Annotated in this window: 17 protein-coding genes; 12 read left to right on the top strand and 5 right to left on the bottom strand. The window is 55.5% G+C overall.

Features of this window, described 5'->3' with window-relative positions:
• Window positions 1-27 precede the first annotated feature (27 nt).
• The 7 genes from sufA (at window position 28) to ldtE (ending at window position 6656) form a co-directional block, all read left to right on the top strand.
• Window positions 28-396: a Fe-S cluster assembly scaffold SufA gene (gene sufA / locus M8370_RS01695; RefSeq protein WP_250020406.1), complete on the top strand. Its 369-nt coding sequence runs from the start codon at window positions 28-30 to the stop codon at window positions 394-396.
• An 8-nt stretch (window positions 397-404) separates the two neighbouring features.
• On the top strand, window positions 405-1895 hold the full coding sequence (gene sufB / locus M8370_RS01690) for a Fe-S cluster assembly protein SufB (protein ID WP_013096956.1): 1491 nt from the start codon (window positions 405-407) through the stop codon (window positions 1893-1895).
• Between the two features lie 9 nt (window positions 1896-1904).
• The gene (gene sufC / locus M8370_RS01685) at window positions 1905-2651 is read left to right on the top strand and encodes a Fe-S cluster assembly ATPase SufC (protein ID WP_013096955.1); all 747 of its coding nucleotides are present in this window, start codon (window positions 1905-1907) and stop codon (window positions 2649-2651) included.
• Window positions 2626-3897: a Fe-S cluster assembly protein SufD gene (gene sufD, locus M8370_RS01680; RefSeq protein ID WP_136374256.1), complete on the top strand. Its 1272-nt coding sequence runs from the start codon at window positions 2626-2628 to the stop codon at window positions 3895-3897. Before sufC ends, sufD begins: the two co-directional genes overlap by 26 nt.
• Window positions 3894-5114 (top strand): cysteine desulfurase SufS, encoded by a 1221-nt coding sequence (sufS, locus tag M8370_RS01675; protein ID WP_250020405.1) that lies wholly within the window; start codon window positions 3894-3896, stop codon window positions 5112-5114. The genes sufD and sufS overlap by 4 nt, the downstream gene beginning before the upstream one ends.
• A 14-nt stretch (window positions 5115-5128) precedes the next feature.
• A complete protein-coding gene (gene sufE, locus M8370_RS01670; protein WP_013096952.1) occupies window positions 5129-5545 on the top strand; it encodes a cysteine desulfuration protein SufE in 417 nt (138 codons plus the stop codon).
• Window positions 5546-5642: 97 nt separating this feature from the next.
• Window positions 5643-6656, top strand: a complete 1014-nt coding sequence (ldtE, locus tag M8370_RS01665; protein WP_023620680.1) for a L,D-transpeptidase LdtE — start codon at window positions 5643-5645, stop codon at window positions 6654-6656.
• Between the two features lie 61 nt (window positions 6657-6717).
• On the opposite strand, the gene lpp is transcribed toward ldtE, so the two are convergent.
• The 5 genes from lpp to M8370_RS01645 all read right to left on the bottom strand — a co-directional run bounded on the left by lpp (window position 6718) and on the right by M8370_RS01645 (window position 11582).
• Entirely contained in the window at window positions 6718-6954 is a 237-nt protein-coding gene (gene lpp, locus M8370_RS01660; protein ID WP_001082307.1) for a murein lipoprotein Lpp, read from the bottom strand.
• Window positions 6955-7265: 311 nt separating this feature from the next.
• On the bottom strand, window positions 7266-8678 hold the full coding sequence (gene pykF, locus M8370_RS01655) for a pyruvate kinase PykF (protein WP_058651509.1): 1413 nt from the start codon (window positions 8676-8678) through the stop codon (window positions 7266-7268).
• Window positions 8679-8685: 7 nt separating this feature from the next.
• Window positions 8686-8982, bottom strand: coding sequence for a protein YnhH (gene ynhH / locus M8370_RS23550; protein ID WP_418250441.1), 297 nt, complete (start codon window positions 8980-8982; stop codon window positions 8686-8688).
• 73 nt (window positions 8983-9055) lie between these two features.
• Complete coding sequence (locus M8370_RS01650) at window positions 9056-10201, bottom strand: trans-sulfuration enzyme family protein (RefSeq protein ID WP_250020404.1); 1146 nt, start codon at window positions 10199-10201, stop codon at window positions 9056-9058.
• A 10-nt stretch (window positions 10202-10211) separates the two neighbouring features.
• Complete coding sequence (locus M8370_RS01645) at window positions 10212-11582, bottom strand: pyridoxal-phosphate dependent enzyme (protein ID WP_250020403.1); 1371 nt, start codon at window positions 11580-11582, stop codon at window positions 10212-10214.
• Window positions 11583-11980: 398 nt separating this feature from the next.
• On the opposite strand from M8370_RS01645, the gene M8370_RS01640 reads away from it, so the two are divergent.
• The 5 genes from M8370_RS01640 to M8370_RS01620 all read left to right on the top strand — a co-directional run bounded on the left by M8370_RS01640 (window position 11981) and on the right by M8370_RS01620 (window position 15106).
• A complete protein-coding gene (locus M8370_RS01640; protein ID WP_250020402.1) occupies window positions 11981-13003 on the top strand; it encodes a methionine ABC transporter ATP-binding protein in 1023 nt (340 codons plus the stop codon).
• Entirely contained in the window at window positions 12996-13664 is a 669-nt protein-coding gene (locus tag M8370_RS01635; RefSeq protein ID WP_013096946.1) for a methionine ABC transporter permease, read from the top strand. The genes M8370_RS01640 and M8370_RS01635 overlap by 8 nt, the downstream gene beginning before the upstream one ends.
• A gap of 24 nt (window positions 13665-13688) precedes the next feature.
• A complete protein-coding gene (locus M8370_RS01630) occupies window positions 13689-14501 on the top strand; it encodes a MetQ/NlpA family ABC transporter substrate-binding protein (protein ID WP_047352554.1) in 813 nt (270 codons plus the stop codon).
• A 109-nt stretch (window positions 14502-14610) separates the two neighbouring features.
• Window positions 14611-14820: a fumarate hydratase FumD gene (gene fumD, locus M8370_RS01625; protein WP_013096944.1), complete on the top strand. Its 210-nt coding sequence runs from the start codon at window positions 14611-14613 to the stop codon at window positions 14818-14820.
• A gap of 118 nt (window positions 14821-14938) precedes the next feature.
• On the top strand, window positions 14939-15106 hold the full coding sequence (locus M8370_RS01620; RefSeq protein WP_013096943.1) for a hypothetical protein: 168 nt from the start codon (window positions 14939-14941) through the stop codon (window positions 15104-15106).
• Window positions 15107-15179: the final 73 nt, after the last annotated feature.

The following is a 15179-nucleotide window of genomic DNA, read 5'->3' as shown; positions in this document are numbered from 1 at the left end:
TGATGGCTTATCAGATGAGGTGGACCTATGGAACTGCATTCAGAAACCTTTAACCCTGCCGATTTCGCCTGGCGCGGTTTAACGCTCACGCCAGCGGCGGCGGCACATATTCATGAGCTGGTGGCGAAAAAGCCAGAGTTCCTCGGTGTGCGTTTAGGGGTCAAGCAGACCGGCTGCGCGGGGTTTGGTTATGTGCTCGACACCGTCACCAAACCCGAAAAAGATGATCTGGTGTTTGAAACGGATGGCGCAAAACTGTATGTCGCGCTTCAGGCGATGCCGTTTATCGACGGCACCGAAGTGGACTACGTGCGTGAAGGTTTAAACCAGTTATTCAAATTTCATAACCCGAAAGCCCAGAACGAATGTGGCTGCGGCGAAAGCTTTGGGGTATAGGCGGTACTATGTCTCGTAATACTGAAGCAACGAGTGAAGTAAATACCTGGAGCGGCGGACACCTCAACTATAAAGAGGGGTTCTTCACCCAGCTGCAAACTGATGAACTGGCGAAGGGCATCAACGAAGATGTCGTGCGCGCAATTTCAGCCAAACGTAACGAGCCGGAATGGATGCTCGAATTCCGCCTGAGCGCTTACCGGGCCTGGCTGGAGATGGAAGAGCCGCACTGGCTGAAAGCCCACTACGATAAGCTGAATTATCAGGATTACAGCTACTACTCTGCACCTTCCTGCGGCAGCTGTGACGACACCTGCGCCTCGCAGCCCGGCGCGGTACAGCAAACTGGCGCGGATAATAGCTTCCTGAGTAAAGAGGTGGAAGAGGCGTTTAACCAGCTTGGCGTACCGGTTCGCGAGGGGAAAGAGGTGGCGGTGGACGCCATTTTTGACTCTGTCTCGGTGGCAACCACCTACCGTGAGAAGCTGGCGGAACAGGGGATCATTTTCTGCTCTTTCGGCGAAGCGATCCACGATCACCCGGAACTGGTGAAAAAGTACATTGGCACCGTGGTACCGTCTAACGACAACTTCTTCGCGGCGCTCAACGCAGCGGTCGCCTCAGACGGCACCTTCATCTACGTGCCGAAAGGGGTACGTTGTCCAATGGAGCTGTCAACCTATTTCCGCATCAACGCGGAAAAGACCGGCCAGTTCGAGCGCACCATTCTGGTGGCGGACGAAGGCAGCTACGTCAGCTACATCGAAGGGTGTTCCGCGCCGGTGCGCGACAGCTATCAGCTCCACGCCGCGGTGGTTGAAGTCATCATCCATAAAGACGCCGAAGTGAAATACTCCACGGTGCAGAACTGGTTCCCGGGCGACGGTAATACCGGCGGTATCCTCAACTTCGTCACCAAGCGTGCGCTGTGCGAAGGCGAAAACAGCAAGATGTCCTGGACCCAGTCTGAAACCGGCTCGGCCATTACCTGGAAGTATCCGAGCTGTATTTTGCGCGGGGATAACTCCATCGGCGAGTTTTATTCCGTTGCGCTGACCAGCGGCCATCAGCAGGCGGATACCGGCACCAAGATGATCCACATTGGTAAAAACACCAAATCGACCATCATCTCAAAAGGTATTTCCGCCGGACACAGCCAGAACAGCTATCGCGGGCTGGTGAAAATCATGCCTACGGCCACCAACGCGCGAAACTTTACCCAGTGTGACTCCATGCTGATTGGCGCAGACTGCGGCGCGCATACCTTCCCGTACGTGGAGTGTCGCAACAACAGCGCCCAGCTTGAGCATGAGGCGACAACGTCGCGTATCGGGGAAGATCAGCTTTTCTACTGCCTGCAGCGCGGGATCAGTGAAGAAGATGCCATCTCGATGATTGTCAACGGCTTCTGTAAGGACGTGTTCTCTGAACTGCCGCTGGAATTTGCCGTTGAAGCCCAGAAACTCCTCGCCATTAGTCTTGAACACAGCGTCGGTTAAGGAAAGCACATGTTAAGTATTAAAGATTTACAGGTTAGCGTGGAAGACAAAGCCATCCTGCGTGGCCTCAATTTTGACGTCAAGCCGGGTGAAGTCCACGCCATTATGGGGCCGAATGGCTCCGGGAAAAGTACGCTTTCCGCGACGCTGGCGGGACGCGAAGATTACGAAGTGACCAACGGCTCGGTGGAGTTTAACGGCAAAGATTTGCTGGAGATGTCGCCGGAAGAGCGCGCGGGGGAGGGCATCTTTATGGCTTTCCAGTATCCGGTCGAAATTCCGGGCGTCAGTAATCAGTTCTTCCTGCAAACGGCGCTCAACGCGGTACGCAAATACCGTGGCCTGGAGGCGCTGGATCGTTTTGATTTTCAGGACCTGATGGAAGAGAAGATCAAGCTGCTGAAAATGCCGGAAGATCTGCTGACCCGCTCGGTGAACGTCGGTTTCTCCGGCGGCGAGAAGAAGCGCAACGACATTCTGCAGATGGCGGTGCTTGAACCTGAACTGTGCATTCTGGATGAGACCGATTCCGGTCTGGATATCGATGCCCTCAAGATTGTCGCCGACGGGGTGAATTCTCTGCGCGACGGCAAACGCTCATTCATTATCGTCACCCACTATCAGCGTATTCTTGACTACATCAAACCGGATTACGTCCACGTGCTTTACCAGGGGCGCATTGTGAAATCCGGTGATTTCACGCTGGTCAAACAACTGGAGGAGCAGGGTTATGGCTGGCTTACCGAACAGCAGTAATGCGCTCCAGCAGTGGCACCGTCTGTTTGAAGCGCAGGGCGGAAGGCGTTCTGAGCAGGCACAACAGCACCTGCAACAGATGCTGCGCCTCGGTTTACCCACGCGTAAACATGAGAACTGGAAGTACACGCCGCTTGAGGGCCTGCTGAACGCTGAATTTGTCTCGCAACGGGCGGATATCACACCGACGCAGCGCGATGCACTGGCGCTGAATGTGGATGCCCTGCGCCTGGTGTTTGTCGACGGCCAGTTCCGTCCTGATCTGAGCGACAGCACCGACGAGAGCGGTTATACGATCACTATTAATGATGAGCGCCAGAGCCTGACGGCACCCGTGCAGCCGGAGGTCTTTCTGCACCTTACCGAGAGCCTGGCGCAGAGTGTGACGCAGATTCACGTGAAGCGAAACCAGCGCCCGGCGAAACCGCTGCTGCTGATGCACATCACCCAGGGCCTGGACGGCGATGAAATCAATACTGCGCACTATCGCCACCATCTGGAGCTGGCGGAGGGGGCGGAAGCCACGATCATTGAACATTACGTCAGCCTCAACGATACCCGCCACTTTACCGGGGCGCGCCTGACGATGAATGTCGCCGCCAACGCTCAGCTGCACCATATCAAGCTGGCATTCGAGAACCCGCAGAGTCACCACTTTGCGCATAACGATATCCTGCTTGGACAAGATGCAGCGGCATACAGCCACAGCTTCCTGCTGGGGGGCGCGGTACTGCGTCACAATACCAGTACGCAGCTTAACGGCGAGAATACCACCCTGCGCATCAACAGCCTGGCGATGCCGGTCAAATCGGAAGTGTGCGATACGCGGACCTGGCTTGAGCACAACAAAGGCTACTGCAACAGCCGCCAGCTGCACAAAACCATTGTCAGCGACAAAGGCCGCGCGGTGTTTAACGGTCTGATCAATGTGGCGCAACACGCCATTAAGACCGACGGGCAGATGACCAACAACAACCTGCTGCTGGGGCGCCTGGCAGAAGTGGACACCAAGCCGCAGCTGGAGATCTATGCCGACGACGTCAAATGCAGCCACGGCGCCACGGTCGGGCGCATTGACGATGAACAGATGTTCTATTTGCGTTCGCGCGGTATTGACCAGCAGGCGGCGCAGAAAATGATTATCTACGCCTTTGCCGCAGAGCTGACGGAGGCGCTGGACGATGGCCTGTTAAAACAGCAGGTGCTGACCCGTATTGGTCAGCGTCTGCCTGGAGGCGAAGCATGAGTTTTCCCGTAGAGAAAGTACGGGCCGATTTCCCGGTTCTGACCCGTGAAGTGAATGGACTGCCGCTGGCCTATCTCGACAGCGCTGCCAGCGCGCAAAAACCGAATCAGGTGGTGGATGCAGAAGCCGAATTCTACCGCCACGGTTACGCCGCCGTGCATCGCGGTATTCATACGCTGAGCGCAGAGGCGACCCAGCGTATGGAGAACGTCCGCACCCAGGTGGCCGCTTTTCTGAATGCGCGCTCACCGGAAGAACTGGTGTTTGTGCGCGGCACGACGGAAGGGATCAACCTTGTCGCCAACAGCTGGGGCAGTGCGCAGGTCCACGCGGGCGATAACATCATCATCACCGAGATGGAACACCACGCCAATATCGTGCCGTGGCAGATGCTCTGTGAGCGTGTGGGTGCTGCGCTACGGGTGATCCCGTTGAATCAGGACGGCACGCTTCAGCTTGAGCACCTTGATGCCCTGCTGGACGACCGCACGCGGCTGGTGGCGATAACCCAGGTCTCTAACGTGCTGGGCACTGAAAACCCGGTGGCAGAGATCGTCGAAAAAGCCCACCGGGCGGGCGCGAAGGTCCTGATTGATGGCGCTCAGGCGGTGATGCATCACGCGGTGGATGTTCAGGCGCTGGACTGCGATTTTTTCGTCTTCTCCGGGCATAAGCTTTATGGCCCAACCGGGATCGGCGTGTTGTATGTGAAAGACGATATTTTGCAGGCCATGCCGCCGTGGGAAGGGGGCGGCTCGATGATCGCCACCGTCAGCCTGTCGGAAGGGACCACCTACGCGCGCGCGCCGTGGCGTTTTGAGGCTGGTACGCCCAATACCGGCGGGATTATCGGGCTTGGGGCTGCTCTCTCTTATGTCTCCTCCATTGGCCTTGAGGCCATCCAGGAGTATGAGCAGATGCTGATGCACTACGCGCTGCAGGAGCTTGCCAGCGTGCCCGAGTTGACCCTGTATGGCCCGGCCAACCGGCAGGGCGTGATTGCGTTCAATCTGGGAAAACACCATGCCTATGATGTGGGCAGTTTCCTCGATAACTATGGCGTGGCCGTGCGTACCGGGCACCACTGTGCCATGCCGCTGATGGCATTTTATCAGGTCCCGGCAATGTGCCGCGCGTCGCTGGTGATGTACAACACAACGGAAGAGGTCGACAGGCTGGTGGCGGGGCTAAAACGCATTCACCAGTTGCTGGGCTAACGGAGAAGCGAACAATGGCAGAGTTGCCGGACAAAGATAAATTACTGCGTAACTTCGGACGTTGCGCAAACTGGGAAGAGAAGTATCTCTATATTATTGAGCTGGGGCAGCGTTTGCCGCCGCTCAGTGAAGCGGCGCATAACCCGGATAATATTATTCAGGGCTGCCAGAGCCAGGTGTGGATTGTGATGGAGCAAAAGGGCGACGGTACGATTGAATTGCACGGCGACAGCGATGCCGCGATTGTGAAAGGGCTTATCGCCGTGGTCTTTATTCTCTACCATCAGATGTCCGCGCAGGATATTGTCGCCTTTGATGTGCGCCCGTGGTTTGAAAAAATGGCCCTGACCCAACACCTCACCCCGTCCCGCTCCCAGGGGCTGGAAGCGATGATTCGCGCCATCCGCGCCAAAGCTGCAATCATTAGCTAGACTTACAGGACAGCATTCATTCTGTTTCGCGAGGTGGTTCCCGCCTCGCTGGTTTTTCAGCTTTCTGGCGTTCTGTCAGTGAATAAGGAATCTCAGCATGAAGCGCGCGTCTCTAATAACACTCTTACTCCTTGGTTCGCTCGGCGCTCTTAATTCGGCCAGTGCGATGGATTATCCGTTACCGCCCGCAGGCAGCCGTCTGATTGGGCAAAATCAAACCTACACAATACAGGAAGGGGATACCAAACTTCAGACCATCGCACGTCGGTTTAATACTGCGGCACAGCTCATCCTTGAAACCAATAATACCATTGCGCCGGTAAACCCTGCGCCGGGAACGGTGATTACCATTCCATCCCAGATGCTGCTTCCGGACACGCCACGCGAAGGTATTGTGGTGAACCTGGCCGAGTTACGGCTTTACTACTATCCGCCGGGGGGAAATATTGTCCAGGTCTTCCCGCTGGGGATTGGACAGCTGGGGCTGGAGACGCCGGTCACGACGACCCGCGTGAGTCAGAAGATCCCTAATCCAACCTGGACCCCGACGCCGGGCATCAGAGCGCGCTCTCTGGAGCAGGGCATTAAATTGCCGCCGGTCGTACCCGCCGGGCCAAATAACCCGCTGGGACGCTTTGCACTGCGTTTAGGCGTGGGCAATGGGGAATATCTCATCCACGGTACCAGTGCGCCGGACAGCGTTGGGCTGCGGGTGAGTTCAGGTTGTATGCGCATGAATGCCCCGGACATTAAAGCCTTGTTCGAACAGGTGCGGGTCGGCACACGGGTGCAGATTATTAATGAGCCGGTGAAGTTCTCCGTCGAGCCGGATGGCAAACGCTATATTGAAGTACATCGTCCGCTGGCGCAGGTGGAGGGAGAAAACCCGCAGATTACACCTATTACCCATTCCGCTGACTTTGCCTCGTTTGTTTCTCAGGCGGGAAGTGATAAAGCGCTTATTGATAAAGCCTTGTCGCGCCGGGCGGGGATCCCGGTCGCCGTATCGGCGGCTAACGGCCCATCAGCCAGCAACAACGTGCAGTCCGTACAGAACAGCCGTGTCTCTGCTGCGGTAACGGAAGAGGATGGCGAGAAGGTGACGCAGTAGGACGTTTGACGCAGGCAAAAAAAATGGCGCACAATGTGCGCCATTTTATTAACAGGTACTATTACTTACGGTATTTAGTAGCCTGGTTGTCCAGACGCTGGTTAGCGCGAGCTGCGTCGTCTTTAGCAGCCTGAACGTCGGAACGCATTGCGTTCACGTCGTTGCTCAGCTGGTCAACTTTAGCGTTCAGAGTCTGAACGTCAGAAGACAGCTGATCGATTTTAGCGTTGCTGGAGCAACCTGCCAGCAGAGTAGAACCCAGGATTACCGCGCCCAGTACCAGTTTAGTACGATTCATTATTAATACCCTCTAGATTGAGTTAATCTCCATGTAGCGTTACAAGTATTACACAAACTTTTTTGGGTTGAGAATATTTTTTTGATGGGAATACGCCTATTTTTGATCGTTCGCTCAAAGAAGCAACGAATTCGGCATTTTTGTCGAAAAAGCTATGTTAAAAAAGGCATTTTTCATCGGATTCATCTTACATAAATCGCGATTAAATAGAAAAACCCGATTTGCTTTTTGAATAGAGTTGGCTAATACCACGAATAAAAAAAGCGCCCCGAAGGACGCTTTTTATCAAAAACTAATTCGTTTGAACATTATTACAGCACGTGAACAGAGGCGGTATTGGTTGTACCACTCGGTACCAGTGCACCCGATACCATTACAACCACGTCGCCTTTCTGTGCCAGGCCGCTTTCCAGCGCCAGTTCTTTACCCTGAATGTAGAAATCGTCAGTAGAGGCGATCTCTTTCACCAGGTGCGCAACAACACCTTTGCTCAGCACCAGCTGACGCGCAGTGGTTTCATTGGTGGTCAGCGCCAGGATGGTAGCATCCGGGAAGTATTTACGTACGGCACGCGCAGATTTACCGCCCTGCGTTGCAACCACGATCAGTGGCGCTTCCAGCTTCTCAGCCGTTTCTACCGCACCGCGGCAGACTGCTTCAGTGATGCGCAGTTTGCGGCTGTCGTTGTTGAAGTCCAGACGGCTGGTCATCACGCGGTCAGTACGTTCGCAGATGGTGGCCATGATGGACACCGCTTCCAGCGGATATTTACCTTTCGCAGATTCGCCAGACAGCATGACGGCATCAGTACCGTCGAGGATGGCGTTCGCCACGTCGCCTGCTTCTGCGCGGGTTGGACGTGGGTTTTTGATCATGGAGTCCAGCATCTGGGTGGCAGTGATAACCACTTTACGTGCGCGGACACATTTCTCGATCATCATCTTCTGCGCGAAGATCACCTCTTCTACCGGGATTTCAACACCCAGGTCGCCACGCGCAACCATGATACCGTCAGACGCTTCGAGGATTTCGTCGAAGTTGTTCAGGCCTTCCTGGTTTTCGATTTTGGAGATGATCTGGATCTTCTCGCCGCCGTGCGCTTTCAGGTGCTCACGGATTTCAACCACGTCGGAACGTTTACGGATGAAGGAGGCAGCAACGAAATCAACGCCTTGCTCGCAGCCGAAGATCAGGTCTTGCTTGTCTTTTTCAGCCAGTGCTGGCAGCGCGATGGAAACGCCTGGCAGGTTAACGCCTTTGTTTTCGCCCAGGTCGCCGTTGTTCAGCACTTTACAGATGACTTTGTTGCCTTCGATGGAGGTGACTTCCATTCCGATCAGACCATCGTCTACCAGCACGGTGTTACCCACAGACAGATCGCTGGTGAAGCCTTCATAGGTTACCGCAACGATTTCGCTGTTACCGACCACAGACTTGTCAGTGGTGAAGGTGAAGGTCTGGCCCGCTTTCAGGGAGACGTCGTTACCGCCTTCCAGTTTGATGGTGCGGATTTCAGGACCTTTGGTATCCAGCAGGATGGCGGCTTTTTTACCGGTCTTGCTCATGACGTTGCGCAAGTTCTGGATACGCTGACCATGTTCAGCGTAGTCACCGTGAGAGAAGTTCAGACGCATAACGTTCATGCCGGCGTCCAGCATTTTGGTCAGCATCTCTTCAGATTCGGTTTTCGGGCCGATGGTACAAACAATTTTCGTCTTTTTCATGACAGTCTTAGTCTTTAAGTTGGGAAGGATATGGAAATCTCGCTCCGGGGGCGCACCGCCGCGGAGTCAAACCTGTGTTGCAAAAGAGTATATGACACGCACTAAGGATAGGAGACATCAAATGAGCGTGCAGAAGAAAGTGTGCCTGAGTGACAGCCCAACGAAGGAGAGGAGAAGTTGTACGTTGTTTTTTGTATTCCAAGCGCTGAAACCATTCACCAGGGATTTGGCGCGCATTATACGCTGATTTTAAGATAAAAGGAAAATGGAAACGGTGTTTCAGAAATAATCTGTGCAGTTTCACATAATATTGTTATCAATGCGTTAAGGCATAATGACATCTTATGGCGGCAGGCGAGGGCCCTGCCGCCTTTTGCTTATTTTTCCAGCGCCTGACTCAGATCGGCAATCAGATCGTCTGCCTCTTCGATCCCCACGGACAGGCGGATTAGCTGCGGCACAATGCCGTTAGCCAGACGCTGCTCGCGCGGAATTGAGGCGTGGGTCATGCTGTAGGGCTGACTCACCAGGCTTTCCACACCGCCGAGACTTTCTGCGAGGGTGAACAGCTTCAGCTTGCGGATCACCTCCGTCGCACGTTGCGCATCGCCTTTCACCACGACGGAAATCATCCCGCCCGGCAGCGCCATTTGCCTGCGGGCGAGCTGATAGTGCGGGTGCGAATCCAGCCCCGGATAGAACACCTTTTCGACCTGCGGCTGCTGCGCAAGCCATTGCGCAATCGCCAGCGCGTTGCTGCTGTGCTTTTCCATCCGCAGAGCCAGGGTACGCATTCCGCGCAGCGTCAGAAAACTGCTGAAGGGATCGAGCACGCCGCCGATGGCGTTTTGCAGATAACCCAACCGTTCCGCCAGCGCCGGGTTATCGCCCACCACCGCCAGCCCGGCTACCACGTCGGAATGGCCGTTCAGGTATTTAGTGGCGGAGTGCACTACGATATCAAAACCCAGCTCCAGCGGACGGTGAATGACCGGGGAGGCGAAGGTGTTATCCGCCACACTTATCACGTTATGGCGGCGGGCAATGGCCCCGATGGCTGCCAGGTCGGCCAGTTTCAGCAGCGGGTTAGTCGGCGTCTCCACCCAGATCATGCGCGTTTGGGGGCCAATGGCGGCTTCCAGCGCGGCCAGATCGTCGGGCTTTACCCAGCTGACCCGCAGCCCGGTGCTGCGCTTGCGCACGTTTTCAATCAGACGGTAGGTGCCGCCATAGACGTCATCTATGGCGACGATATGGCTGTCTTTATCCAGCAGCTCCAGTACGGTGGAAATGGCGGCCAGACCGGAGGCAAAAGCATAGCCGCGCGTGCCGCCTTCCAGTTCGGCGATGGCGGTTTCCAGCGCATGGCGGGTAGGATTGCCGCTACGGGAATATTCGTAGCCGGTATGCTCCCCCGGCGACGGTTGCGCAAACGTCGAGGTGGCGTAAATGGGCGGCATGACCGCGCCGTATTGATCGTTAACCTGGCCGCTGTGTACGCTGAGCGTGGCGAGATTTTTCATTCTTGTTTCCTTATTGCTGTAGACGGTTGCGCCAGGAGGTGAGGAGATCGCTGCGGGTGATCAGACCCAGAAAACGGTCATTGTCATTAATCACCGCCACCAGACCGCGGTCAAAGATGGCGTGCAGGGCACTTTCCGGCGCGTGCTTATCAAGAATCTCCACCTGTTGCGTCATGGCCGCCGTGACGGGGAGGGCAAAGCGAGCCCCGTCACCGCCAATGTGGCGCAGCAGATCCCACTCATCAATAATGCCTACCACCTTGCCGTTCTCCAGCACCGGCAGCTGCGAGATGTCATACAGGCGCATGCGTGCCAGTACGGTGGAAAGCGTGTCGTCCGGGGCGGCGGTGACGGTGGCGCCCTCGTCGTGGCGCAGCGCAATGTAGTCGGAGAGATCGCCTGCCTGCGGGCGAGACATCAGCCCCTGCTGGCGCATCCAGTCATCGTTGAACATCTTTGAGAGGTATTTGTTGCCGCTGTCGCAGGCGAAGGTCACCACGCGTTTCGGCGTGGTCTGTGCCTGGCAATACTTCAGCGCGGCTGCCAGCAGGGTTCCGCTGGAGGAGCCAGCCAGAATGCCTTCCGTTTTCAGCAGCTCGCGCGCGGTGGCGAACGCGTCGCGGTCGGTGATGCGCCAGGCGCGATTCACCCCGTCAATGTGGGCCAGTGGCGGAATAAAGTCTTCGCCAATTCCCTCAACCAGCCAGGAGCCCGCGTCGCGGTAGCGTCCGGTTTCCACCTGGTCGGCCAGAACCGATCCTGCCGGGTCTGCGAGGACAAACTCAGTGTGCGGAGAGTGTTCGGCGAACCACGCCTGCAGGCCACCCAGCGTGCCGCCTGATCCCACGCCCACCACGATGGCGTCGATCCTGCCGTTAAGCTGTTCAAACAGCTCCGGCGCGGTGGTGGTACGGTGCGCCAGCGGATTGGCTTCGTTGTTGAACTGGTCGATGTAAAACGCGCCGGGCAGTTCACTCGCCAGACGCCGGGCGTAATCCTGGTAATAGGCGGCATGGCCCTTATTGACGTCCGAACGCGTCAGTACCACCTGGGCACCCAGCGCGCGAAGGTGGAAGATTTTCTCGCGGCTCATTTTGTCCGGTACCACCAGGATCAGCGAATAGCCTTTCTGGGCGGCGATAAGGGCCAGACCCAGACCGGTATTCCCCGCCGTGGCCTCAATAATCGTGCCGCCCGGCTGCAGCTGGCCGGTGCGCTCCGCTTCATTGATCATCGACAGCGCCACGCGGTCCTTTATAGAGCCACCCGGGTTCTGGTTCTCCAGTTTCAGAAACAGCGAGCAGAGGCCGGTGTCCAGTTTATGCAGCTGGATAACCGGTGTTTGGCCAATCAGTTCAGTGACGGAGTGGTAAATCGTCATGGTTTTTTCCTTTCAGGAGGTCATGATGGGATGATAGGGCGGTGAAAATTTCGCAAGAAAGAACGAATCTCTGCTTTTTAGAACAGAAAAGAATATAAATGGTGTTTTTGGATGTCAGGATAGCAAGACGTAAAGTGCTCCGGATGTGAGGATGGCTATATCAACAGAATATGTTGAAAAAATGCGCGTTTTTGGCGTGGGTCGCCTCTGACATATGCATCGTGCAGATAAACATTGCTGAAATTGGTCTAAACGGGTCCCGCCCGCGACAGGCAGTGTTTATTCCCGCTGGTTATAACACATGCTTTTTTGTTCATTTAAAAGCAAGTAACGGCTGATTACTATCGTTTGGACATCCATACTTCTAAACCGCCAGGGCGGACGGATAACGATTAAGAATGATTGTTCTCAGCAATATTTCGAAGGTCTTTGACAACGGCAAGGTGGCGCTCACGGCCGTTGATAACGTCAATCTGACGATTGAGCAGGGGCAGATATACGGCATTATTGGCTACAGCGGCGCGGGGAAAAGTACGCTTATCCGCCTGTTAAATGGTCTGGAAAAACCGAGCAGCGGCAGCGTGACCATTAACGGTCAGGACATTTCTGCCGCAAAGGGGGAAGTGCTGCGACAGGCGCGTCTGAAGATCAGTATGGTGTTCCAGCACTTCAATCTGCTGTGGTCGCGGACGGTTGCGGAAAATATTGCCTTTTCGATGCAGATCGCCGGGGTGCCAAAAGCCAAAATTCAGGCCCGCGTGGCCGAGCTGGTGGAACTGGTCGGGCTGAAAGGCCGCGAAAATGCGTATCCGTCGCAGCTCAGCGGCGGGCAAAAGCAGCGCGTGGGCATTGCGCGTGCGCTGGCGAACAACCCGGACGTGCTGCTCTGTGACGAAGCCACCTCTGCGCTCGACCCACAGACCACCGATCAGATCCTCGATCTGCTGCTGGACATAAACCGTCGTTTCAGGTTGACCATCGTCCTCATCACCCACGAGATGCACGTGGTGCGCAAAATCTGTGACCGGGTGGCGGTGATGGAGAACGGTAAAGTGGTGGAAGAGGGCGACGTGCTGAGCGTCTTTACCCATCCGCAGCAGCCGATTACGCAGCAGTTTGTCCGCCAGGTGAGCCAGTACGCCGAGGAAGAGACCTTTAATACCGAGCTGGCAAACGATCTGGAAGGGACGGTCATCCGTCTGACCTTCACCGGGCACAGCACACATAAACCGATTGTGGGTGAATTGACGCTGCGCTACGGCCTGCCGTTTAACATTCTGCACGGAAAAATGACCCAGACGGCGCACGGCGTGTTTGGCCAGCTGTGGGTACACGTGGTGGCATCCGATGAACAACTGAACAATATCCTCGCCGACCTGAAGCACAGCGATATTGAAGGCGAGGTGATTAAACATGGCTGAGAATCTCTTTCCGCATCTGAAGTGGGATCAGCTCTGGGCGGCAACGCTTGAGACGCTGTACATGACCGCGCTCTCCGGTGTGGCGACCTTTGTGCTGGGGATCGTACTGGGTCTGGCGCTGTTTTTAACCGCCCGCGGCGGATTGTTCCACAACCGCACGGTCTATAGCGTCATTTCAATTGTGGTGAACGTGTTCCGCTCTATCCCGTTCATCATTCTGATTGTTTTGCTGATCCCGTTCACCAAGACCGTTGTTGGCACCATCCTGGGAGCTAACGCGGCACTGCCTGCCCTGATTGTGGGCGCCGCACCGTTCTACGCCCGTCTGGTGGAGATCGCCCTGCGTGAAGTGGACAAAGGGGTCATAGAAGCAACGCGCTCAATGGGGGCACGACTGAGCACCTTAGTGTTTCGGGTTTTACTGCCGGAATCATCACCCGCACTGGTTTCAGGTATTACGGTGACGCTGATTGCGCTGGTGAGCTACAGCGCAATGGCCGGAGTGATCGGCGCCGGTGGGTTGGGAAATCTGGCTTATCTGGAAGGATTCCAGCGCAACCATGGTGACGTCACGCTGGTGGCAACGGTGACCATTTTGATCATCGTTTTCGTTATCCAGTTCTGCGGCGACATCATTACCTCACTGTTAGATAAACGCTAATAAATACACACAGGAACCATCATCATGAAAAAGACACTGACACTGATCGCCGCAGCAACCCTCAGCGCCCTGAGCTTTGCCTCCTGGGCTGACACCCTCACTGTGGGCGCGTCCAATACGCCACATGCTGAAATTCTTGAGCAGGCGAAGCCGATTCTGGCGAAGCAGGGTATCGACCTGGAGATCAAACCGTTCCAGGACTACATTCTGCCCAACACTGCCCTGGCGGGTCATGACATTGACGCGAACTACTTCCAGCACATCCCTTACCTGAACAGCGTGCTGAAAGATCACGAAGGCGATAAGGATTATGATTTTGTCAGCGCAGGCGCGATCCACATCGAGCCCATCGGCATCTACTCCAAAAAATACAAGTCGCTGAAAGACCTGCCGGAAGGCGGCAAAATCATCATGCGTGATGCCGTTTCTGAAGAGGGGCGTATTCTCTCTATCTTCGAAAAAGAAGGGGTGATCAAGCTGAAGCCTGGCATCGACAAAGTGACCGCGCGCATCAGCGACATCGTGGAGAACCCGAAAAAGCTGCAGTTTACTCCTGACGTGGAAGCGTCTCTGCTGCCGCAGATGTATAACAACGATGAAGGCGCGGCGGTCGTGATCAACGCCAACTACGCGATTGACGCCGGTCTGGATCCGGTTCACGACCCGATTGCAGTTGAGAGCGGTGAAAACAACCCGTATGCCAATATCATTACCGTGCATCGCGGTGACGAGAAGAAGAAAGATATCGTTGCGCTGGTGAATGTGCTGCACTCCAAAGAGATTCAGGACTGGATCCGCACCAAGTACAAAGGTGCGGTGATCCCGGTAAATAACTAATTAATTGATTTAGCTTAGGAAGCCCGGTGAGTTTCTCGCCGGGCTTCTTTTTTGTATCCGGGCGAGGGATCATTTAAGCTGACGGTTTAGGGCAACGGAGTGGATCGCTATGGGCAATGTGACCAAAGACGAAGAGCTGTACCAGGAGATGTGTCGGGTGGTAGGGAAGGTCGTTCTGGAGATGCGTGACTTAGGGCAGGAGCCCAAGCATATCGTGATTGCCGGGGTACTGCGTACGGCGCTGGCGAACCAGCGCGTAAAACGGAGCGAGTTAACCACCCAGGCGATGGAGACAGTGGTGAAGGCGCTGGCCGGGTAAGGCACCAGCGTTTCGCGAGTTACTCAAATCCTGCATATCAACTGTCGTTATTGTTATTTCCCCTTCCTGATGGAGGCGTGTTTTACTGAAGTCAGGTAAAGCGAGAGGGGTACAGACGATGAAAAAGTGGATAAGCACGTTACGGCGGTTTTTTGCGACCCGGCCCGCGAATGCGGAGAACAGCGCGCAACGTGTTCTTGAGTCGATACTGCCTGTCGCCAGTCTGTATGGCGTGGACGTGGCCAACATTGACCCGGAGTGGTTCCATGATAAAACGTCACGCTGAACTGCGCCGCACGCGCGAAATGTACTGGAATGAGCTGTGCCTCGATGCTGTAAAGCGTGGATGAGCGGAAAAA

It is taken from the genome of Enterobacter cloacae complex sp. OE43NF (assembly GCF_023544405.1).
Taxonomy (GTDB): Bacteria; Pseudomonadota; Gammaproteobacteria; order Enterobacterales; family Enterobacteriaceae; genus Enterobacter; species Enterobacter cloacae.
The sequence above is the reverse complement of the archived record's forward strand: the minus strand, read 5'-3'. Positions and strand labels throughout refer to the sequence as shown.